The following is a 22,029-nucleotide window of genomic DNA, read 5'->3' on the forward strand; positions in this document are numbered from 1 at the left end:
CAGGCCGGGCGCCAAGCCTGCGGATTTGTCGCTGGTGCCGCCGTCAAATCCCGCTGCCACGCTGGACTCGACCCCTTGCCCGTGTATTGTTTCGGGCAAATCGATACCGGGGCGTGAGGAGATGTCCTGATATCGGTTTGTTGGTCCAATAGGGAGGAACTGCATGGATCGTCGTTCATTCATCCGCAAGGCAGGGGTCACCGGCGTGGGCGCCGCGGCGGCTGCCGCCACGCTTGCCGCGCCGGCAATCGCCCAGTCCAATCCGAAAGTGACGTGGCGGCTGGCGTCATCCTTCCCGAAATCGCTCGACACGATCTATGGCGGCGCGGAAGTCTTCTCCAAGATGCTGTCGGAGGCGACCGACGGCAATTTCCAGGTCCAGGTCTTTGCCTCCGGCGAACTGGTGCCCGGCCTGCAGGCCGCCGACGCCACCACTGCCGGCACCGTCGAGGCCTGCCACACGGTGTCATACTATTACTGGGGCAAGGACCCGACATGGGCGCTCGGCGCGGCGGTGCCGTTCTCGCTCAATGCACGCGGCATGAACGCCTGGCATTACCATGGCGGCGGCATCGACCTGTTCAACGAGTTCCTCGCCACGCAAGGTCTTTTCGGCCTGCCCGGCGGCAATACCGGCGTGCAGATGGGCGGCTGGTTCCGCAAGGAGATCAACACCGTCGCCGACCTGTCCGGCCTCAAGATGCGCATTGGCGGCTTTGCCGGCAAAGTTGTCTCGAAGCTCGGCGTCGTGCCGCAACAGATCGCCGGCGGCGACATCTATCCGGCGCTGGAAAAGGGCACGATCGACGCCGCCGAATGGGTCGGCCCCTATGACGACGAGAAGCTCGGCTTCTACAAGGTCGCGCCGTATTACTACTATCCCGGCTGGTGGGAAGGTGGACCGACCGTCCATCTCTTGTTCAACAAGGCGAAATACGAAGAGCTTTCGCCTGCCTACAAGTCGCTGGTGCACACCGCCGCGCAAGCGGCGGACGCCAACATGCTGCAGAAATACGACCATCTCAATCCTGCGGCGGTGAAGCGGCTGGTGGCCGGCGGCGCCAAGCTCAGACCGTTCAGCCAGGACATCATGGCCGCCTGTTTCGAGAAGGCCAATGAAGTCTACGCCGAAATGGAAGCCAGCAACGCACCGTTCAAGAAGATCTGGGACTCGATCAAGGGCTTCCGCAAGGAGCACTATCTCTGGGCCCAGGTGGCCGAGTACAATTACGACACCTTCATGATGGTCCAGCAGCGCAACGGCAAGCTGTAGGCGGGGATTAGCCCCTTCTCCCCGTCGCTATACGGGGAGAAGGTCCCGGCAGGGGGATGAGGGGCGGCGCAGGCTTCGACGATTGATCGCCCTGGGCTGGGTTAGGCGCCCCGAAATTATACCTTATCTTTCCAATCGTTTACGCTGCCCCTCACCTGCCTGCCGGCATCCTCTCCCCGTATAGTGACGGGGAGAGGGGCGCTGTCATCGATGGCTTCGCCACCAACGTTGCAGCATGGAGGGCCGCACCTTCAGCCTTTGCCCGGCACCACCAGCACCTTGATCTCGCCGGGGGCGGCCGGGTTGGCGATCACCGAAGGGGCTTCCTCCAGGCCGACCTGCCTTGAGATGAGCTTGTCGATCTCGATTGCCCCGGACGCGACAAGGTCCGCCGCCCGCCTGTGGGTGAAGGGGTTGATGAACGAGCCAAGAACCTTCAGTTCGCGAAACAGGAGGTCGAACGGTTCGAAGGGCACCTTCATGCCTTGCGGCATCACGCCGACAATCACCACCGTGCCGCCCGACTTCGCCAGCCGCATCGATTGTTCGACGGTATCGGGGACGCCGGCGCATTCGAGCACCACATCGACCCCACCGGGCACAAGGCCGGCTGGCCCGGCGATGGCCTCGATCGGGTCAACGGTACTTGGGTCGACCGTCGCCGTTGCACCGAGTTCTTCGGCGAGCACCCGGCGGGAGGCCTGCCGCGTCGACAGGATGATTGTCGACGCTCCTGCGAGCCTGACCAATTGCACGGTAAGCAGGCCGATGACACCGCCGCCGAGCACCACCACAGAAGCGCCGGGCCTGATGCCGGCGAGGTCAACAGCATGCAGGCAACACGCCAGCGGCTCGCAGAAGGCGCCATGCGTTGGCTTCAGGTTCGCAGGCAGAAGAAAGGCCTGGCTCTGCGGCATCACGACATAGTCGGCGAAGCCGCCGTCGCGATGGATGCCGATGGCCCTGAGATTGCTGCACAAATTGACGCGGCCGGCCCGGCAATGGCTGCAGCGCCCGCAGGAGATGTTGGGATCGCCGGTGACGCGGTCGCCCAGGGCGATGCCCGAAACCGCTTCTCCGACAGCCTCGACGATGCCGCAGAATTCGTGACCAAGTGTAACCGGCGGGCTGGATGGAAACTCGCCGTGGAGGAGATGACGGTCGGTGCCGCAAACGCCGCAGGCTTCGATCCGCACCAAGACATCCTGCGGCCCCGCAACGGGCTTGTCCACTTCCCGCACCGCAATGCTGCCCACGGCTTCCAAGCGCACAGCTCTCATGACGTCCTCACTCAGAGCAATTCCAGGAAAGTCTAGTCGGTTTTCCGTCCGGAATTGCGTCAAAACAAAGAGATAGAGCGTTTCGCCGTTTCCGCTAAACAGCGAAACGCTCTAGCCATCAGTTGAAATTCGGCGGCTGCGACAGGTCGGTTGCCGGCGCCGCCGGCTTGGCGGGCGGCGTCTCGCCGAAGTTCGGCGGCTGCGACAAATCGTTCGACGGTGGCGCCGCGGGTGATGCGCCGCCATCGGCTGGCGGTGGTGTGCCGAGAGGCGCCAGACCTGGCATGTCCGGCAACTTGAGCTCGATCGTACCCGGATCGACGGCCGCACCCTTGTAGCGCATGACCATTTGCGGGAAGGTGATGGTCAGCCCGATCATGATCACCTGGATACAGACGAAGGGCACCGCGCCCCAATAGATCTGGCCGGTGGTTACCGGCGCGATCTGCTTGCCGGTGAGGCGATCGAGATAGGGCACGCGGGCGGCGACAGAGCGCAGGTAGAACAATGCAAAGCCGAAAGGCGGGTGCATGAAGGAGGTCTGCATGTTGACGCCGAGCAGCACGCCGAACCAGATCAGGTCGATGCCGAGCTTGTCGGCGGCCGGCGCCAGCAGCGGCACGATGATGAAGGCGAGCTCGAAGAAGTCGAGGAAGAAGGCGAGCACGAAGACCAGGATGTTGACGCCGATCAGGAAGCCGACCTCGCCGCCCGGCAGCGACGTCAGCAAATGCTCGACCCAGACGTGGCCGTTGACACCGTAGAAGGTCAGCGAGAACACCCGCGCGCCGATCAGGATGAACAGCACGAAGGAGGACAGCCGCGTCGTCGAGGCGAGCGCCTGCTTGATGACATCCAGCGACAGCCGCCCCTTCATCGCGGCCATAGCAAGGGCGCCAACCGCGCCCATGGCGCCGCCCTCCGTCGGGGTGGCGATGCCGAGAAAGATGGTGCCCAGCACCAGGAAGATCAGCGCCAGAGGCGGGATCAAAACGATGATCACCTGCTGCGCCAGCCTGGACATCATGTTGATGTTCAGGCCCTTGTCGGCGATTGCCACAATGTAGATCAGGATCACGCCAACGCTGGCGCCGAGGATGTCGGCATTGTCGCCATGCGCCGGCGCGAGATAGCGGTAGGCAGCGTAGGAGACCGCTGTTGTCACCAGCAGCGCCGCCAACAGCGACAGCACGCCGTGGCCGAGGGTGCGGGCCGCCAGCGGCAGCGCCGGCATGGAGTTCGGCCGGACGATCGACATGATCAGGATGTAGAGCGTGTAAAGGCCGGTCAGGACCAGGCCCGGGATCAGCGCGCCGGCATACATGTCGCCGACCGAGCGGCCGAGCTGGTCGGCGAGCACGATCAGCACCAGCGAGGGCGGGATGATCTGCGCCAGCGTGCCGGATGCCGCAATCACGCCCGATGCCAGCCGTCGGTCATAGCCATAGCGCAGCATGATCGGCAGCGAGATCAGCCCCATGGCGATGACGGACGCCGCCACCACGCCGGTGGTTGCGGCCAGCAGCGCGCCGACGAAGATCACCGCATAGGCGAGACCGCCGCGGATCGGCCCGAACAGCTGGCCGATCGTGTCGAGCAGATCCTCGGCCATGCCGGATCGCTCGAGAACGATGCCCATGAAGGTGAAGAACGGAATGGCCAACAGCGTGTCGTTCGACATCACCCGGCTGCCGTAGAAATTGTCGGGCAGCGCGTGCAGCAGCGGCCAGGCCAGATTGATCGAGCCGCCCGAATAGGGCGACAGCAGGACGCCGATGAAGAAGAACATCAGGCCGTTTGCGGCGAGCGAGAAAGCGACGGGGTAGCCGATCAGCAGGAAAATGACCAGCGAGGCGAACATGATTGGCGCCATGTTCTGGGCGATGAACTCGATCATGGGCGCGCCTCCTGGGCGAGCGCCTTGGCTTCTTCGGCAAGGGCTTTCGCCTCGAGTTCAGCCTGCTCATGCGCCGATATGAACGGATTGGGATCGTCCATGTCGCCGCGCATGATGGCGATCTTCTTGATGATCTCGGAGATGCCTTGCAGCGCCAGCAGGAAGAAGCCGACGAGCAGGATCGCCTTTGCCGGCCAGATGATCAGGCCGCCGGAATTGTTCGACATTTCGCCGCTGCGGAACGACAGCGATACATAGGGCACGAAATAGATCGCCATCAACGTCACGAACGGCATCAGGAAGAACAGATGGCCGAGCAGGTCGATCCAGTGCTGCACGCGGCGCGAGAACATGCCGTAGACAATGTCGATGCGGATGTGGTCGTTCTGCTTCAGCGTGTAGGCGGAGGCCAGCATGAAGGCGGCGCCGAACAGGTACCACTGCAGTTCCAGCCAGGCATTGGACGAGATGTCGAACATCTTGCGGATGACGGCATTGGCGGCGCTGACCAGGATTGCCAGGAGGATCAGCCACGATATCCATCTGCCGATGAACTCGTTCATACGGTCAATCGTTCTGGATAGAGCGAGCAGCCCTGCCATGCATTCCTCCCTTGTGTCGAAGGCGCGCCGGCTCCCCTTATTTTCCGTCGCGCCGCTGTGGCACAACGGTATGCCGTGCGTGGTCCGGCGGGTCAACATGGCAGGGGCGCGATCAACGCCGTTGTGACTTGAGGCAGGGGATAAAGTGCCGGCCGGCTGCTGCGTCATGCAACCAAAGTCTGATGCCGGATGCGGCGATCAGGCGATCTTCTGCTGGTCGCGGCCGGGACCGATCAGCACCAGCGCGGCCACCAGGAACAGATACATCCAGCCATCGCGCCATTCGATCGGGAAATAGCCGGCCCATAACGACTCCGCCATGCCGAAGGCGGCCGCGCCGAGCGCCGCGCGCGGCGGCGAGAGATAGCCGCCCACCGCGGTGACGAAGAGGATTTTCAGCCCATAGACGAGGCCGGAGCCGAAGCTGATGTTGCCGTAGTAGAGGCCGGCCATGACGCCGGCCAGCGCGGCACAGAAGCCGCTGAACAGCACCGCTTGCCGGAACACCTTGCGCACATCCACACCGCACAAGGCTGCCGCGTGGGGATCGTCGGAGACGGCGCGCCAGCGGCGGCCGAAGCCCGAGCGGGCAAACGCCCATGCGGCGAGGATGATTGCCGTCAGGACAATCGCGCAGTCGATGAGCTGGATCAGCGTCAGCGTCGCCTTGAAGCTGGCACCTTGAGCGAAAACAATGGGTTGCGCCAGCATCGGCGGCAGCCACCAGTCATGCGTATCGGCGGCAATGCGGCTTGCTTCCGACAGCACCAGCAAGATGCCGAGGGTCGTCACCACGATCGCATTGGGCGTTCGGTCGGCCAGCGGTTCGAAGACGCTGCGCGATAGCACATGGCTGATCAGCGCGGCATAGAGGAAAGCGGTGACGACGCCGAGCACCACCGCCGCCAGCAAGGTCAGCCACAATACCTGATAACCGAAGGCCACGGTCAGGATCATCGTCTGGCCGCAAAAGGCGAACAGTGCACCATAGGCGAGATTGGTCCGGTGCAGGATGCCGTTGGTCAGCACGTAGCCAAAGGCGAGCAGCGCATAGAGCGCGCCTGAATGCAGCCCGTTCAGCACCTGCTGGAAGAAATAGAGCATAGACAGACCTCAGAGCATGTCGCCCAAAAGTGCAAAGCGGTTTTTGGGGCGACGACATGCTCAAACAAAAAGGCAGCGGAGGCCGCGCCCGGGCCAAGGTTTGCATCGTGGAATCTAACTTGTCAAACGCGATTTATCGGTTAGATTTCTGATATGACGGTATCCTGGACCCCGCATCGCTTCACCGGCGGCATGCTTGCGCTCGACACGGCCAACACCGTGGTGCTGCGCAACGATCCCGAAAAAACCTTCGACCGGTTTGCCGATCCGGCCGAGATCGCGCGCTTTGCCGAGGCCGCCAGCGGCTTTCGCGGTGCCGAGCTTGGCGGCAGGCGGCTGGAAGCGCCGTCGCCGAACAGGATCGCGCCGGTGGTGTTTTCGATCCGTGAGACGACCGACCGCCTGTTTCGCGGCGCGGTGTCGAAAGGTGTGCTTGCCGCCAACGATCTGGCTGTCTTTCTCAAGGCTTGCGCCGGCGGTCTTGAGCGCAGCCCAGATGAAATCGGCGCGCCGGGCAAGCCGTTCGGCGATCCGGCGACACCGATCGCCTTTGAGGCGGCGCTGGCGGTGTCAGCCTTGTCGCTGCTGCGCGACGACACGGTTGCCAGGCTCAGGATCTGTCCCAATTGCAGCTGGCTGTTCGTCGACAGAAGCCGCAATTCCAGCCGCCTCTGGTGCGACATGGCGGTGTGCGGCAACCGCCAGAAAGCAAGCCGTCACTATCGCCGCCGCCGCACGGCGGCTCATGAGGTCAAGAATGCGTAGTGGTTTCTTCCGCTCGATCCTTGTCGGCGCAGCACTCACTGCCGCCGTTGCGCTCGGCGCCTGCCGCGACACCGGCGGCGATGGCAAGCTGTTCGAGGTTTCCGGCAAGGTCGTCGTCTTCAACTACCGTCTCGCCCGGGCGACCTATGTCGTGACGCTGCGGCCCCTGCAGCCGATGGGCGAGGGCCAGGTGGCGGTCGCCAGCTTCCAGAACCCCGCCGGCGGCCCTCCCCTGGTGGTTGAGCAGAAGGTCTGGCCGAAGCTCGACAAGGTTAGCCTGGAAAGCCCGGCGCTGACCTGTATCGTCAAGGACAAGCCCTATGCGATCTCCATCAGCATCAGGGGTCCTGACGGCACGTTCCTGCAGAAGATCGACACCACGCTGATCTCGACGGAGGATCAGTCGATCCTGCCCGACCGGCCGCTGGTGGTTGATCAGCTCTATACGGCCAATCCCGACCTTGCCGGCCATCCCGACGGCAAGCTGCCGGGCGAGCCCAAGCCTGATTGCTCGAAAGGCTGACGTGTCTTTGCCCGACGCGACTCAGCAGAAATTTTCGGTCGCCGCACAGCCGCTGAGGATCGGTTTCGTGCGGGAGCAGCGATAACGGGCGACCGTTCATTGCGCTTTGCCTGGCACTTTCGATTTCGTTTGACCTGCCTTGCAAGCGGAGAAAGACTGCGCCATCTCACTCCTACGTTGGCTGCGCCCCCGCCGCCTCCGCAGAGGAAATGCCTGATGACGCTGCACGACGTCGCGCTCGACGACAAGTTCGATCTTGGCAAGGAGCGCATCTTCCTGTCCGGCGCACAGGCGGTCATCCGCATGCTGTTGATGCAGCGCGAGCGCGACCGCCGCGCCGGCGTCAACACGGCTGGCTTCGTTTCCGGCTACCGCGGGTCACCGCTCGGTGGCCTCGACATGCAGCTGTGGCGAGCGAAAAAGCAGCTGGCGCAGGCCGATATCGTCTTCCAACCCGGCCTAAACGAGGAGCTTGCCGCCACCGCCTGCTGGGGCTCGCAGCAGACGGAATTGCTGGGCGAAGGCACGCATGACGGGGTGTTTTCGGTCTGGTACGGCAAGGGACCGGGCGTCGACCGCTCGGGAGATGTCTTCCGCCACGCCAACCTCGCCGGTTCGTCGAAGCATGGTGGCGTGCTCGCCTTGATGGGCGACGACCACATGGCCGAATCCTCGACCAATGCGCACGCCACCGAATTCCTGTTCGTCGACACCATGGTGCCGATCCTCAACCCCGCCGGTGTCCAGGAGATCATCGACTACGGGCTCTACGGCTTTGCCATGTCGCGTTTTGCCGGCACCTGGGCAGCGATCAAATGCGTCAAGGACAACATCGAATCGACGGCCTCCGTCGATGCCGCGCTCGAGCGGCTGAACATCGTCGTGCCGGAGTTCGACATGCCGCCCGGCGGGCTCAACATCCGCCATGAGATCGACATGCTCGGCCAGGAGGAGCGGCTGCATGAGCACAAGCGCGCCGCCGCGTCCGCCTTCATCCACGCCAACGGGCTGAACCGCATCGTCTATTCCGGCGGCCGCAGCCCGAAGCTCGGCATCATCACGCTGGGCAAGAGTTATCTCGACGTCCGCCAGGCGCTGGAAGACATCGGCGTCGACGAGGCAGCCGCCAACCGCATCGGCATCCGCCTGTTCAAGGTCGGCTGTCCGTGGCCGCTCGACCTGCAGCATATCTCCGACTTCGCCCGTGGCCTCGACACCATCGTCGTCGTCGAGGAGAAACGCTCGCTGATCGAGGTGCAGCTGCGCGAAAACCTCTATGGCACCGCCACCCAGCCGGCCATCGTCGGCAAGAAGGACGAGCGCGGCGACTGGCTGTTCCCGGCCAAGGGCGCGCTCGACCCCAACGAGATCGCCATTGCGCTCGGCGAGCGGATTTTGCGCACCATCGGCCCCTCGGAAGAGATCGCCGCGAAGGTGGCGAAGCTGCGCCAGTTCCAGGCGATGCTCGCCGATGCCAGCGATATTGGTTCGCGCACGCCGTTCTTCTGCTCCGGCTGCCCGCACAATTCCTCGACCAAGGTGCCCGACGGCTCGATCGCTGCCGCCGGCATCGGCTGCCACTTCATGGCACTGTGGATGGATCGCAACACGGTCGGCTTCACCGCCATGGGCGGCGAGGGCGCGCAATGGGTCGGCCAGGCGCCGTTCTCCAAGCGCGACCACATTTTCCAGAATCTCGGCGACGGCACCTACAACCACTCCGGCACGCTGGCGATCCGCTTCGCGCTGTCGACCGACGCCAACATCACCTACAAGATCCTCTACAACGACGCCGTCGCCATGACCGGCGGCCAGCCGCATGAGGGCGGCCTGACGGTGGACATGATCGCAAGGCAAGTGCGTGCCGAGGGCGTCGAGCGCATCGCCATCGTCACCGACGAGCCGGACAAATATGCCGGGAAAGCCGAATTCCCGGCCGGCGCCACCATCCATCACCGCGACGACCTCGATCTCGTCCAGCGCGAGCTGCGCGACGTCAAAGGCGTCTCGGTGCTGCTCTACGACCAGACTTGTGCTGCCGAAAAACGCCGCCGCCGCAAGCGTGGTACCTTTCCGGATCCCGACAAGCGGGTGTTCATCAACGAACTGGTCTGCGAGGGCTGCGGCGATTGCGGCGTGCAGTCGAACTGCGTCTCGATCCAGCCGGTCGAGACCGAGTTCGGCCGCAAGCGCAGAATAGACCAGTCGAGCTGCAACAAGGATTTCTCCTGCGTCAACGGCTTCTGCCCGTCCTTCGTCACCGTGCACGGCGCCAGGATCAGGAAGGCCGAAGGCATTGCCGGGGGGACCGATCCGCTCGACGGCGTGCCGGTCCCGGCCGAATTCCCGCTTGGCAACGAGGGCTGGGCGGCGATCATCGACGGCGTCGGCGGCACCGGTGTCGTCACCATCGGCGCGGTGCTCGGCATGGCTGCCCATCTCGAGGACAAGGGCTGCGGCATGATCGACATGGCCGGCCTCGCCCAGAAGGGCGGTTCGGTGTTCACCCACGTCCGCATCGCCCGCACCCCGGACGACATCCATGCCATCCGCGTTTCGGCAGGCAAGGCCGACCTGGTGCTCGGCTGCGACCTCGTCGTGTCCGGCGCCAAGAAGGTGCTTGGCGCGGTACGCGAAGGCCATACCATCTTCCTTGCCAACACCGCCGAGATCATGCCCGGCGAATTCGCCCGCTTGGCGGATTTCTCGCTGCCGATCGAGCGGCTGAAGAAGGCGATCCGCGCTGCCGCCGGCGACGACAAGGCGCATTTCTTCGACGCGACGCGAACCGCCACGCAACTGTTCGGCAATTCGCTCGGTGCCAACATGTTCATGCTCGGCTTCGCTTTCCAGCATGGCGGGCTGCCGCTGTCGGCCGAAGCCGTTGAAAAAGCTATCGAATTGAACGGTGAAGCGGTGGCGATGAACATCGCCGCATTCCGCTGGGGCCGTCGCGCCGCGCATCAGCCGGAGTTCGTGCGCGGCCTCATTGCGCAGCCCGGCAAGGCCGCGCCGATCGCCGAGACGCTGGACGATGTGATCACTCGCCGCGTCGCTTTCCTCACCGCCTATCAGAACGCCGCCTATGGCCGGCGCTATGCCGAAAAGCTGGCGGTTTTGCGTGCCGCCGAGGCAAAGGCCGTGCCCGGTTCGACCGCGGTGACCGAGGCTGCCGCCAAAAACCTGTTCAAGCTGATGGCGATCAAGGACGAATATGAGGTGGCGCGGCTCTACACCGACGGCTCCTTCGCCACGGAACTGTCAAAGCAGTTCCAGAGCTACGAAAAACTCGAATTTCATCTGGCGCCACCGATCATGGGCAGGCGCGGCAATGACGGCAAGCCGAAGAAATCGAACTTCGGGCCGTGGATGATGAAGGGTTTTCGCCTGCTGGCGGCGCTGAAAGGCCTGCGCGGCACGGCTTTCGATGTGTTCGGCTACAGCGCCGAGCGGCGCATGGAGCGACAGCTTCTGGCCCGCTATGAGGCCGATCTCGAGCTTGTCGCGGCAGCACTTGCCCCAGGCAGGATCGAGGCCGCCGTGGCGCTGGCCTCGGTGCCGGCGCTCATTCGCGGCTACGGCCATGTCAGGCAGGCCAGCGCCGAAAAGGCCGATGGCGAGCGCAAAAGGCTTGTCGAGCGGCTGGCCAACACGCCGGCGCGGCCTGAACTTCAGGCCGCGGAGTGACGCCTTGTTTACCTGAACAAGAATTTTCGCGGTTTACGCCGGGACAGCCGACTTGACGGCAGACGCCGAAACGGCATCTCTAAACCTTTCTTAAGGCGATTATGCCATGACTGCGGCTCGTGCGACACCGCAGGCCATGCAAGAAAACAAAGCCGCAGAGATAGGTGAGGACGTCTATGCTGGGTTCGTGCGATCGTTGTTCAACGATCCCGGGATCCTGCTGATTGGCGCGTTTTGCCACGGCCTTATCGGTATTCTCGTTTTCTTCACCTCAGGGCACCCGGCCTATCTTGCACTGGCCGCGCTTATGCTTGCGGCCGGCCTTTACCGTTATTACGGCATCCGCAAAGGCCTGCGCGTCGGCAGTTTCGAGACTTATGAACAGGCCAAGAAATGGGAGCGCTACTACCTGGTTGGCGGCACCATCCAGGCTTTCTTCATGGGGTTTTTCTGCTTTACCTCAATCTATCTCGTTCCCGACGTCTTCGGGGAAAGCGCTGCCATTGCCGTCATAATGGGCTCGACGGTGACCATCGTCGGCCGCAATTACGGCTCCAAGACCATGGTCGCGGTGCAGGCCTTCACGGTCGTGCTGCCGATCGCGGTCGGGCTGATGCTCAAGGGCCATATCGGCGATTTCATCCTCGGCCTCTACATCGTGCCGTTCATCTTCATCATCACCCGCATGGCCAGCCACGTTCGCACCGTGCTGTTCAACGCCATTTCGGAGCGCAAGACGGCGGCCAGGCTCGCCGAGCGCTTCAACCGCGCGCTCAACACCATGTCGCATGGCCTGGTCATGCTCGGCCCCGACGGCAAGGTCGTCGTCGGCAATGCCGAAGCCGCGCATCTGATGTCGCTGCGCTCGCCGGACCAGCTGCTCGGCCGGTCGATCCATTCCCTGCTGCTGCGCGGCGTTGCCGGCGGCATGCTGGCGCCGAAGGACTGCCGCTATGTCGAGGCGCAGCTGACGCGCGCGCTGCGCGAGGGTCGCGACCGCAAGGTGCTGGTCTCCTTCTCCAATGGCCAGTACTTCGAGTTCTCGGCGCGCGAAGGCAATCAGGACCTCGGCGTCATCACCTTCGAGGACGTCACCGCCCGCGTCGAGGCGGAAGAAAAGATCCGCTTCATGGCGCGCTATGACAGCCTTACCGGCCTGCCGAACCGCGCCTATTTCCATGAGCTGGTCGGCGAAGCCATGGCGTCGGGCAGCCGCGACCGCCTGTGCGCGCTGGCGGTGATTGATCTCGACGATTTCAAGAGCGTCAACGACACGCTCGGCCATCCGGTTGGCGATGGGCTGATCTACGCCGTTGCCGAACGCCTGGCGGCCGTCGCCGGGCAAGGTGTCAATGTCAGCCGCTTCGGCGGCGACGAGTTCATGATCTTCTTCGACCGGGTCGAGGATGAAAGCCATCTGGCCGGCCTGCTCGACCAGATTTTCGCCGATCTGCAGGGCGAGGTGGATGTCGCCGGCCACGGCCTGCGCATCCAGGCCAGCGCCGGCGCTGTGCTGTCCAAGGTCGAGGACACCGATGTCGACGCCATGATCGTCAAGGCGGATCTGGCGCTCTACAAGGCCAAGGAGCTCGGCAAGAACAACTGGCGGCTGTTCGAGGCCGCGATGGATGCGGCGTTCCGCAACCGCCAGCTGATGAAGGCGGACCTGCGCACCGCCGTCGAAGGCAAGGCGCTGCGGGTGGTCTATCAGCCGATCGTGGCGATGAGCACCATGCGCATAGCCAGCTGCGAGGCGCTGTGCCGATGGGATCATCCCGATCTCGGGCCGGTTTCGCCCAGCGTCTTCATTCCGTTGGCCGAAGAAATGGGCATCATTTCCGAGATCAGCACGTTCGTGCTCGAGGCGGCCTGCGTCGAATGCGCCAAATGGCCCGGCCAGACCAGCGTCTCGGTAAACCTTTCGGCCAAGGATTTCCGCAACCGCGACGTCGTCCAGAAGGTTCGCGATGCGCTTGCCACTTCGGGGCTGGCCGCCGGCCGTCTCGAGATCGAAGTCACCGAAACCGCCCTGCTCGACGACAAGTCGCTGACGCGCCAGTATATCGAGGAGATGAAGCAGCTTGGCGTGCGCATTGCGCTCGACGATTTCGGCACCGGCTATTCGAGCCTGAGCTATCTCCACAAGCTGCCGCTCGACAAGATCAAAATCGACCGTTCGTTCCTGATGGACGTGACCCAGAACAAGCGTTCGCTTGACCTGTTGAAGGGCGTCGTCGACCTGACCCGGGTGCTCGGGCTGACCGTCACCATCGAAGGCGTGGAAACCTTCGAGCAGCTAAAGATCCTGGTGCATTCGGTGAAGCCGGATCTCGTCCAGGGCTTCCTGTTCGGCGCGGCACTGAGCGCGTCGGGCATCGAAACCATGTCTAATGTGACCTGGCCCTTCGCCGCGGAATTGCGGCCGGTGGCAAAACTCGCCAAACCCTGAATTTTGTCGCGATTAAATTGCGCTTGAAACGCCGATTTAAAAGGCGTTGTATTGTCTAGGCGTTAACCAATCGTTAAGGTTAATATTCGGTAAACGCAGACGATTTAAGTTTCATCTTCTTGTTCCTTCGGTCGTCCGGTATTGTTCTCGTGCGGCGGTGGTACGAGGGGAAGTAATGGACACGCATCAGTCAGGCCTGCCTTCGGGTGCGGCAGGCAAATCCCAGCCGATTTCCCTGTTCGCCCGCAATGTACTCGACGTTCTGGAGCGCATCGAATACCGGCGCTGCGAAAGCGGCGAGGATCTCGAAGCAGTCTACCGACTGCGCTACAAGGCTTTTCACACGCACGGCCTGCTTGACACCATCGTTGAACAGAAGCTTGCCGATCATCTTGACGAGGCGCGCAATTGCTACTGCTTCGGCGTCTTCATGGACGGCGAGCTCGTCAGCACGGTCAGGCTCCATCACCTGACCCGCGAGACCCCCGAAGCGCCGATCATGACGGTTTTCGGCGACCGGCTGCTGCTGCGGCTGGCGCGCGGCGAAACCTTCATCGACCCGAGCCGACTGGCGATCGATCCGCAAATGTCGTCGGCCAACCGGGCCCTGCCCTATGTCACGCTGCGGCTCGCAGTCATCGCCAACACCTTCTTCAACGCCACCAGCTGCATTTCGATGATCCGCGAAGAGCACACGGCGTTCTACCATCGCATCTTCGGCTCGGTGCAGGTCGGCGAGCCGCGCCTCTATCCGCCTTTCACCATGCCGATCTTCTTCTATGAATCGATCTGCGAGCAGAATATGGCGCCGACGCTGCAGCGCTTTCCCTTCTTCCAGTCGACGGCGCTGGAGCGGCGCATGCTGTTTGCCAAGGCGCCAGCCGGCGAGCTGGCACCGCTGACCATCCTGCCCACAGCCAAATATTTCCGCGAAGCTGCGTAATCAGCCGAGCCTGCGCAATTTGGCGCGCGGTGTGAGGAGCTTTCCGGTCGCTTGGGCGTTCTGGAAGACACGACTCCGACGCTCCCCACCGAAAGGAACCCTACATGCACATTTCCCAGCTTGCGCTCACCCCGCTGATCTCGCTGATTGCCGGCGTGCTGATCCTGGTGATGCCGCGGCTCCTCAACTACATCGTCGCCCTCTATCTGATCGTCGTCGGATTGCTCGGCCTGTTCCCGCATCTGGCCGGTTGAGAGAAACGTCAGCCGGCGAAAAAGCGAAGCGCCGCAGCCACTATCGTTTCCGGGGCGTCTTCCTGCATGAGATGGCCAGAGTCAGGAACAAGTGTGAGGGCGCAATCCGGCAGCAGGGCGGCGAGCGTCTTGCCACTGTCCGGCGATATCCAGTGGTCCTCCTGTCCCCACAGAAGCGACACCGGGCAGCGAAATTCTCGGTAGCGCTGTTCGACCTCGTCGGTGAAGCATTGGTCCATCTGGGCGATCTGGCGATAGAAGGCCGGCTGGCCGACAGGTCCCATCCAAGGCGCGATGTAGGGCTCAAGCTCGCTATCCGATAGTGGCCTGTAGGCTGCACCCGAAATATAGGCCTTCAAGATCGCCGCCTGTATGTAATCCGGCGTCCCCGCAAAAGCGGCCTCATGTTGCCGGACATGCTGGACAAAGGGCGAGCCCCAGGGACGCACGGCAACCGGGTCGACCAGCAGCAGCCGCTCATAGTCGCAACCGTCGATCAGGTGCGCGCGCAAGGCCGTGGCGCCGCCGAAATCATGGGCAATGACCTTCGGCCGGTCGAGCTTCCAGAAGGCAAGCATTGCCGCCAGCGCCTTGTTCTGAATGCCAAGCGAAACATCCTGACCCGTCCGTTTCTCGGACCGCCCATAGCCCGGCAGGTCGTAGAAATAGAGTGTGTGGTCACGGGCCAGTTCCGGAGCGACCCGGTGCCAGACATGCGAGGAAAACGGCGTTCCGTGGACCAGCACGACGGGCGGACCGGAGCCGGTCGTACCCCACGCGATGCCGGTGCCGTTCCAGTCAAATATCCGTGTCGGCGAGATCATGACGCATCACCGTTCGGCGGGAGCATCAAGCGATGATAGTCGCTCATCCTGTCGCCAGGAACGTGAAATCATCGGTCCAACTGCAATGGCATTGGCGAGGTCGCCTGAGGCGGCCGCAAAACCGGCTTCAGCGCAGCCGTGCTGACCGGTTTCAACATTCCTTTGAGGCTGTTGTCACTGGTCGTGCGGCAATAGCGCCATTGCTCTTGGCCCGGCTTTTCGCTATGTGCCTCAAAGATGTCTTCGAAGGGGTATTCCTATGGCTGATCACACGCCGACCGGTCCTGTCGAACTGGGCGCGAAGATGGATTATGCGGAGCACGACCGCACCTATCACGGCTTTCTGGCGCTGGCCAAATACGGTTCGCTGTTTTGCGGCGCCCTGCTCCTGGCCATGGCTTTCGGCTTCTTTGCAGGCGGCTTCTTCTCGGCGACCATCCTGTTCGTGCTGATCCTGGCCGTCGGCGCCTTCATTCTCCGATAGACTTTCAGACCCTTTGCCGGAAGGCCGCCGGACTCCGGCCGCCATGTTGCGCAAACAGGTTCCAGCCGAAAGGATCATGCGGTGGGACAGACGGTTTTCATCCCTCGTGAACTCGACGCTAACGAGCCGCGTGTTGCTGCTTCGGCCGATACGGTGAAGCGACTTGCGGCGTTGGGGTTCGACGTGATCGTCGAGACCGGCGCCGGCACCAGGTCGCGCATTCCCGACGAGGAATTTGCCAAGGCAGGTGCTGCGATCGGCAAGGCTGCGGATGCCGGCAAAGCCGATGTGGTGCTGAAGGTGCGCCGGCCGACGGATGCCGAGTCGAAGGGCTACAAATCGGGTGCTGCGGTCATCGCCATCATGGATCCCTTCGGCAACGATGCTGCGGTCGCGGCGCTGGCCAAGGCCGGCGTCACCGCTTTTTCGATGGAGTTCATGCCACGCATCACCCGCGCCCAGTCGATGGACGTGTTGTCGAGCCAAGCCAATCTTGCCGGCTACCAGGCGGTGATCGACGGCGCATCGGAATATGACCGGGCGCTGCCGATGATGATGACGGCAGCGGGCACGGTGCCGGCGGCGAAGATCTTCATCATGGGCGTCGGCGTTGCCGGCCTGCAGGCGATCGCCACCGCGCGCCGCCTCGGCGCCGTCGTCACCGCCACCGACGTTCGTCCCGCCGCCAAGGAACAGGTCGCCTCGCTCGGCGCAAAATTCCTCGCCGTCGAGGACGAGGAGTTCAAGGCGGCCGAGACCGCCGGCGGCTACGCCAAGGAAATGTCTAAGGAATATCAGGCCAAGCAGGCAGCGCTCACCGCTGAGCACATCGCCAAGCAGGACATCGTCATCACCACGGCGCTCATCCCCGGCCGGCCGGCGCCGAAACTGGTGTCGGCAGCGATGGTCGCCTCGATGAAGCCGGGCTCGGTGATCGTCGACCTCGCCGTCGAGCGCGGCGGCAATGTTGAAGGCGCCGTTCCAGGTCAGGTGGTTACCACGGCCAACAATGTGAAGATCGTCGGACACCTCAATGTGCCCGGCCGCGTCGCCGCATCGGCCTCGCTGCTTTACGCCAAGAACCTGTTCGCCTTCCTCGAAACACTGGTCGACAAGACAACGAAGACGCTCGCCATCAACCGCGACGATGACCTAGTCAAGGCGACGATGCTGACCGATGCTGGCCGCGTCGTGCATCCGGCCTTCGCCAAGGCGACGAAAAAGGATCATGTCGAACCTGCGGCGATCCCGGCCAAGACTATGGTCGCCGATGCCGCGCCAAAGAAGGCCGTGCCGAAAAAAGCCGCCAAGCCGAAGGGGATCGCATGATGGACCAGAGCTTGCAGAAAGCCCTCGATCAGCTTGATCAGGCGAGTGCCGCCGTCCGGCTGGCGGTGCAGAACCTGGCCAACGCGCCCGGTGGTGCCGAGGCGGCGGGTGATGCCGCGCACGCCCTGTCGGGTGGCGCCATCGATCCCTTCGTCTTCCGCTTCGCCATCTTCGTGCTGGCGATCTTCGTCGGCTATTACGTTGTCTGGTCGGTGACCCCGGCACTGCACACGCCGCTGATGGCCGTCACCAACGCCATCTCCTCGGTCATCGTCGTCGGCGCGCTGCTGGCCGTCGGCATCTCGGCCTCGGGCATTGCCACCGGCTTCGGCTTCGGCGCGCTGATGCTGGTCTCGGTCAACATCTTCGGCGGCTTCCTGGTCACCCAGCGCATGCTGGCGATGTACAAGAAGAAGGACAAGTAGAGCGCCATGAACGCCAACTTCGCGTCCTTCCTCTATCTGGTCTCCGGCGTCCTGTTCATCATGGCGCTGCGCGGCCTGTCGCATCCGACCACCAGCCGCCAGGGCAATTTGTACGGCATGATCGGCATGGGCATCGCCATCGCCACCACGCTGGCTCTGGCCGTACCTTCGGCCGGCGGCTTCGGCCTGATCGTGCTTGGCCTGGCCATCGGCGGCGGCGTTGGCGCCGTCACCGCGCGCCGCATCGCCATGACCTCAATGCCGCAGCTGGTCGCCGCCTTCCACTCGCTGGTCGGCCTCGCCGCCGTCATGGTGGCCGCTGCCGCCATCTACGCGCCGGAAAGCTTCGGCATCGGCACCAATGGCGACATCCACGCCCAGGCCCTGATCGAGATGAGCCTTGGCGTCGCCATCGGCGCCATCACCTTCACCGGCTCGGTCATCGCCTTCCTGAAGCTCGATGGCCGCATGTCGGGCAAGCCGATCATGATCGGCGGCCGCCATGTCATCAACGCCGTCCTCGGCATCGCGCTGATCGTGCTGATCGTGCTGCTGGTTACCACCGAGGCGAAGCTGGTGTTCTGGCTGATCGTCGCCGCCTCGCTGCTGCTCGGCGTGCTGCTGATCATCCCGATCGGCGGCGCCGACATGCCGGTCGTCGTCTCGATGCTGAATTCCTATTCCGGCTGGGCGGCGGCCGCGCTCGGCTTCACCCTCGGCAATCTGGCGCTGATCATCACCGGCGCGCTGGTCGGCTCGTCCGGCGCGATTCTGTCCTACATCATGTGCAAAGGCATGAACCGGTCGTTCATCTCGGTCATCCTCGGCGGCTTCGGCGGCGAGACCGCGGCAGCCGCCGATGACGGCATCGAGCGCACGGTCAAGCAGGGCTCGGCCGATGACGCCGCCTATTTGATGATGAACGCGCAGAAGGTCATCATCGTGCCGGGCTACGGCATGGCGGTCGCCCAGGCGCAGCATGCGCTGCGCGAAATGGCCGACAAGCTGAAAGCCAATGGCGTCGACGTGAAATACGCCATCCACCCGGTCGCCGGCCGCATGCCCGGCCACATGAACGTGCTGCTGGCCGAAGCCAACGTGCCCTATGACGAGGTGTTCGAGCTGGAAGACATCAATTCCGAGTTCGCGCAGGCCGATGTCGCCTATGTCATCGGCGCCAACGACGTCACCAACCCGTCGGCGCGTGACGACAAGTCGTCGCCGATCTACGGCATGCCGATCCTCGACGTCGACAAGGCGCGCACCTGCCTGTTCGTCAAGCGTTCGCTCGGCTCCGGCTATGCCGGCATCGACAACACGCTGTTCTACAAGGACGGCACCATGATGCTGCTCGGCGACGCCAAGAAGATGACCGAGGAAATCGTCAAGGCGATGGATCACTGATCCCGGCGGAATTTCAAACAACAAAAAGCCCGGCTTCGCCGGGCTTTTTTTATGTTGAACGGCGTGGCCGGTTCAGCGGTTGGTCAGAAAAACCGCTTCCTCGTCATCGCGCTGCCTGCCGCCCAGTGCTGCGGCAGCACTGGCGATGAAGGCGCCGATGACCAGCGACAGGGCGCCAAGCAGAGCGAAGGTGGCGCTGCCTTTCCTGGCGGTGTCGGCGGCCTGCTTTGCCTTGACCTTCGCGTCCTCGACCTTGGCCACCAGTGCATCGACACGCGCCTTGGCGTCGGCCTCCGAGAGACCGGTGCGGGCAGCGACCAGCTGCGACAGATAGGTCTTGTCGTCAGTCGAAATCTCGCCTGCCGCGGCACTGGCGATCAGGATGCGCGAGGCCTGTCCGACCGCTGCCGCATCGCTGTCCGGATTGGCCGCCACCAGCTTGGTGGCATCGGCGGGCCGGAACAACGAATCCACGAGATAGGACGTCGCATTGTCGGCCGATGCGCTGCCGGCATTGGCGGACGCGCCAGCCGATGCGCCCATGGCGGCGCCTGATGCCACTGCGGAAGCCGCTTGGACGCCCGATCCCAGCACGGAGGAAAGCGCCGAACCGAGCACGCCGACGACCAGCAAGGTCGCCAACGCCCAGGCGAGGAAGCCGTGCGCGGTGTCGCGGAAATAGACCTCGTTGGTGTGAACGCCGACCCATTTGGTCCGCAGGCGTCCGGCGAGGTAGCCGCCGACACCGGAGGACAGCCATTGCACGATGATCAGCCAAATCGCTCCGGACACCGCGAAGGTGGTCAGTGACGCGCCGGAGCCGGACCATGGCGAGACCATGGTTAGCCCCAGCCCCGAGCCGAGCAGCATGAGGATGAAGGTCAGCGTCGAGGCCGCGAAGGCGCCGGCGATGATCGGCCCCCAGCTGACGGCTGTGGCGGAGGATTCTTCCGAAGCGGATAGGTCGATAGCCGATACGGTGGGCTGCATCGACGCCTCCTACCGTACGAACAGCATGATGAGGATGATGATCGGGATCGGAATACCGAGCAACCAGAGCAAAATACCGCGTCCCATGAAAGCCTCCTTGAGAAATCGTGATCTGGTTTCACAATGTCTCTCAGCGACTTCCGTTCCGGCGGGCAATGAAAATGATTTTGTTTGCCGGGAATGGAACTATTGGCGCGTTCGCACGCGCCAAGACCGCAAAACTGTGGATTGGTTCACGGAGTTCTGCATCGGCCGCAGTGTATTGTTGGCTCGGGGAAGCATCCGGGGGTAGCATGGAAACAATCCCGTCCAGTCGAACGGGATTGCCGTCAACGGAGACGTTGGTGCCCAAAGCTGTCGCATCGCCGGCTTCCAAAAAAGCGCCGCACAAGCCCAGCCAGGCGGTGGTGATCGTGCATGGCATGGGAGAACAGCGGCCGATGGATACGCTGCGCGGCTTTGTCCACGCGGTCTGGAGCAGCGATCCCACCCGTGCTCCGCCTTACGCCCGGACCCCTGATCCGGCCGACCCCGCCGGCGCCAGGATCAATCAGAGCTGGATCACGCCCGACAGCCGGACCAAGTCGCACGAGTTGCGCCGCATCACCACGCCTTACGATGTCGATGGACGCCGCACCGATTTCTACGAACTCTATTGGGCCGACATCACGCAAGGCACGACGCGGGGCCGGCTGGCCGCCTGGGTGACCAACCTGTTGTGGCGCAAGCCCGCCGATATCCCGCCCGACGCCCGCAAGCTTTATCTTGCGACGCTTTTGATCGTCATCATCATTCTCGGCGCAGCGCTTGTGCTGGCGCTGTCGGCCTCCTTGACCACCAGCCTGGTGGTCACCGCTCTCGCCTCTTTTATCATCTGGGCAGTGGATCAGTTCGCCCTTCCCTATTTCGGCGACGTCGCCGCCTATGTGCGCGCCGAGGCGGCAACGATCGAGAAGCGGGCGCTGATCCGCGACCGCGGCCTGACGCTGCTCAAGACGCTCACGAAGGACGACAGCTACGACCGTATTGTGCTGGTCTCGCACAGCCTGGGGTCGATCATCGCCTATGATCTGCTGCAGATCTTGTGGGCCGAGTTCCGGCCGCGAAAACTGGAAGCCGTCCGCGACAAGGCCAAACTGGAAGCGGTCGAGGCCGTCGACAACGTAACGCTTGGTTCCGATGGTTCAACTTGGCCTGCTGTCGTCAACGACTTCGCTGGATTTCGGCGCGGGCAGTGGGCGCTCTACCAGCAACTGCGGGCCAAGGACGCCGACCATCCGTTGCCGTGGAAGATCAGCGATTTCGTCACCCTTGGCAGCCCGCTCTCCCACAGCGAGTTTCTGGTGACCTACAATCTCGCCGAATTCCGGCGCGGCCTTGCAGAGCGGCTGTTCTCGGCGTGCCCGCCGATTGCCGATGGCGGGAAGGCCGGCGGCACCGTGTTATATCAGGAAGGTCACAGCGCCGCAGGCAAGGCGCAGCGCGCGGTGCATCATGGCGCGGTGTTTGCGGCAACGCGCTGGACCAACGTCTTCGATCGCGGCAATGGCTGGGCGACAGGCGATCCGATCTCGGGACCGATGACGGAAAATTTCGGCCCCGGCGTCGAGAATATCCAGGTCGAGCTGCACGGCTCGCTCGGCCGCGTCTTCACCCACACGCTCTATTGGTCATCGACGGCAACCGGCGGCGAAGTCGCCCCGCCAGCAGGCGCCGCGCCGCGCTCGCATCTGCAAGTGCTGCGCGATGCTGTCGATCTCGGCCGCAAACTGGAACCAGGCTGAGCGGCGGTGTCG

At 63.4% G+C, this 22,029-nt stretch carries 18 protein-coding genes; 12 read left to right on the top strand and 6 right to left on the bottom strand.

What is annotated here, in order from left to right; all coding sequences use genetic code 11:
* Positions 1 to 163: 163 nt before the first annotated feature.
* Positions 164 to 1,273 (top strand): TRAP transporter substrate-binding protein, encoded by a 1,110-nt coding sequence (locus AC1DXM_RS04565; protein ID WP_477231993.1) that lies wholly within the window; start codon positions 164 to 166, stop codon positions 1,271 to 1,273.
* 251 nt (positions 1,274 to 1,524) lie between these two features.
* On the opposite strand, the gene AC1DXM_RS04570 is transcribed toward AC1DXM_RS04565, so the two are convergent.
* The 4 genes from AC1DXM_RS04570 to AC1DXM_RS04585 form a co-directional block, all read right to left on the bottom strand.
* Entirely contained in the window at positions 1,525 to 2,553 is a 1,029-nt protein-coding gene (locus AC1DXM_RS04570) for a zinc-dependent alcohol dehydrogenase family protein (protein WP_477231994.1), read from the bottom strand.
* A gap of 118 nt (positions 2,554 to 2,671) precedes the next feature.
* Positions 2,672 to 4,450: a TRAP transporter large permease gene (locus AC1DXM_RS04575; protein ID WP_477231995.1), complete on the bottom strand. Its 1,779-nt coding sequence runs from the start codon at positions 4,448 to 4,450 to the stop codon at positions 2,672 to 2,674.
* A complete protein-coding gene (locus AC1DXM_RS04580; protein ID WP_477231996.1) occupies positions 4,447 to 5,052 on the bottom strand; it encodes a TRAP transporter small permease subunit in 606 nt (201 codons plus the stop codon). Before AC1DXM_RS04580 ends, AC1DXM_RS04575 begins: the two co-directional genes overlap by 4 nt.
* A gap of 198 nt (positions 5,053 to 5,250) precedes the next feature.
* Complete coding sequence (locus tag AC1DXM_RS04585; protein ID WP_477231997.1) at positions 5,251 to 6,156, bottom strand: branched-chain amino acid ABC transporter permease; 906 nt, start codon at positions 6,154 to 6,156, stop codon at positions 5,251 to 5,253.
* 153 nt (positions 6,157 to 6,309) lie between these two features.
* On the opposite strand from AC1DXM_RS04585, the gene AC1DXM_RS04590 reads away from it, so the two are divergent.
* From AC1DXM_RS04590 to AC1DXM_RS04615, 6 genes are all read left to right on the top strand, one after another.
* A complete protein-coding gene (locus AC1DXM_RS04590; protein ID WP_477231998.1) occupies positions 6,310 to 6,921 on the top strand; it encodes a CGNR zinc finger domain-containing protein in 612 nt (203 codons plus the stop codon).
* Positions 6,902 to 7,444 carry a hypothetical protein gene (locus tag AC1DXM_RS04595; RefSeq protein WP_477231999.1) on the top strand — a complete coding sequence of 181 codons (543 nt, stop codon included), beginning with the start codon at positions 6,902 to 6,904 and terminating at the stop codon, positions 7,442 to 7,444. The genes AC1DXM_RS04590 and AC1DXM_RS04595 overlap by 20 nt, the downstream gene beginning before the upstream one ends.
* 216 nt (positions 7,445 to 7,660) lie before the next feature.
* On the top strand, positions 7,661 to 11,131 hold the full coding sequence (locus tag AC1DXM_RS04600; protein ID WP_477232000.1) for an indolepyruvate ferredoxin oxidoreductase family protein: 3,471 nt from the start codon (positions 7,661 to 7,663) through the stop codon (positions 11,129 to 11,131).
* Positions 11,132 to 11,267: 136 nt separating this feature from the next.
* Positions 11,268 to 13,580, top strand: a complete 2,313-nt coding sequence (locus AC1DXM_RS04605; RefSeq protein ID WP_477232457.1) for a putative bifunctional diguanylate cyclase/phosphodiesterase — start codon at positions 11,268 to 11,270, stop codon at positions 13,578 to 13,580.
* Positions 13,581 to 13,755: 175 nt separating this feature from the next.
* A complete protein-coding gene (locus AC1DXM_RS04610) occupies positions 13,756 to 14,523 on the top strand; it encodes an N-acyl amino acid synthase FeeM domain-containing protein (protein ID WP_477232001.1) in 768 nt (255 codons plus the stop codon).
* A gap of 104 nt (positions 14,524 to 14,627) precedes the next feature.
* On the top strand, positions 14,628 to 14,777 hold the full coding sequence (locus AC1DXM_RS04615) for a DUF3096 domain-containing protein (protein ID WP_080680904.1): 150 nt from the start codon (positions 14,628 to 14,630) through the stop codon (positions 14,775 to 14,777).
* 8 nt (positions 14,778 to 14,785) lie between these two features.
* Here AC1DXM_RS04615 and AC1DXM_RS04620 read toward each other — a convergent pair whose 3' ends face one another.
* Complete coding sequence (locus tag AC1DXM_RS04620) at positions 14,786 to 15,601, bottom strand: alpha/beta fold hydrolase (RefSeq protein ID WP_477232002.1); 816 nt, start codon at positions 15,599 to 15,601, stop codon at positions 14,786 to 14,788.
* 259 nt (positions 15,602 to 15,860) lie between these two features.
* Between AC1DXM_RS04620 and AC1DXM_RS04625 the strand changes: the two genes are divergently transcribed.
* From AC1DXM_RS04625 to AC1DXM_RS04640, 4 genes are all read left to right on the top strand, one after another.
* Entirely contained in the window at positions 15,861 to 16,085 is a 225-nt protein-coding gene (locus AC1DXM_RS04625; protein ID WP_112563740.1) for an aa3-type cytochrome c oxidase subunit IV, read from the top strand.
* An 81-nt stretch (positions 16,086 to 16,166) separates the two neighbouring features.
* Entirely contained in the window at positions 16,167 to 17,414 is a 1,248-nt protein-coding gene (locus AC1DXM_RS04630; RefSeq protein WP_477232003.1) for a Re/Si-specific NAD(P)(+) transhydrogenase subunit alpha, read from the top strand.
* Positions 17,411 to 17,839, top strand: coding sequence for a proton-translocating transhydrogenase family protein (locus AC1DXM_RS04635; RefSeq protein ID WP_477232004.1), 429 nt, complete (start codon positions 17,411 to 17,413; stop codon positions 17,837 to 17,839). The genes AC1DXM_RS04630 and AC1DXM_RS04635 overlap by 4 nt, the downstream gene beginning before the upstream one ends.
* Positions 17,840 to 17,845: 6 nt before the next feature.
* On the top strand, positions 17,846 to 19,243 hold the full coding sequence (locus AC1DXM_RS04640) for an NAD(P)(+) transhydrogenase (Re/Si-specific) subunit beta (protein ID WP_436257699.1): 1,398 nt from the start codon (positions 17,846 to 17,848) through the stop codon (positions 19,241 to 19,243).
* 72 nt (positions 19,244 to 19,315) lie between these two features.
* Here the strand turns inward: AC1DXM_RS04640 and AC1DXM_RS04645 are convergent, their stop codons facing one another.
* The gene (locus AC1DXM_RS04645; protein ID WP_477232005.1) at positions 19,316 to 20,233 is read right to left on the bottom strand and encodes a hypothetical protein; all 918 of its coding nucleotides are present in this window, start codon (positions 20,231 to 20,233) and stop codon (positions 19,316 to 19,318) included.
* Positions 20,234 to 20,577: 344 nt separating this feature from the next.
* Between AC1DXM_RS04645 and AC1DXM_RS04650 the strand changes: the two genes are divergently transcribed.
* The gene (locus AC1DXM_RS04650) at positions 20,578 to 22,017 is read left to right on the top strand and encodes a hypothetical protein (protein ID WP_477232006.1); all 1,440 of its coding nucleotides are present in this window, start codon (positions 20,578 to 20,580) and stop codon (positions 22,015 to 22,017) included.
* The last annotated feature ends 12 nt before the right edge of the window (positions 22,018 to 22,029 follow it).

It is taken from the genome of Mesorhizobium sp. P3_A2 (genome assembly GCF_056403115.1).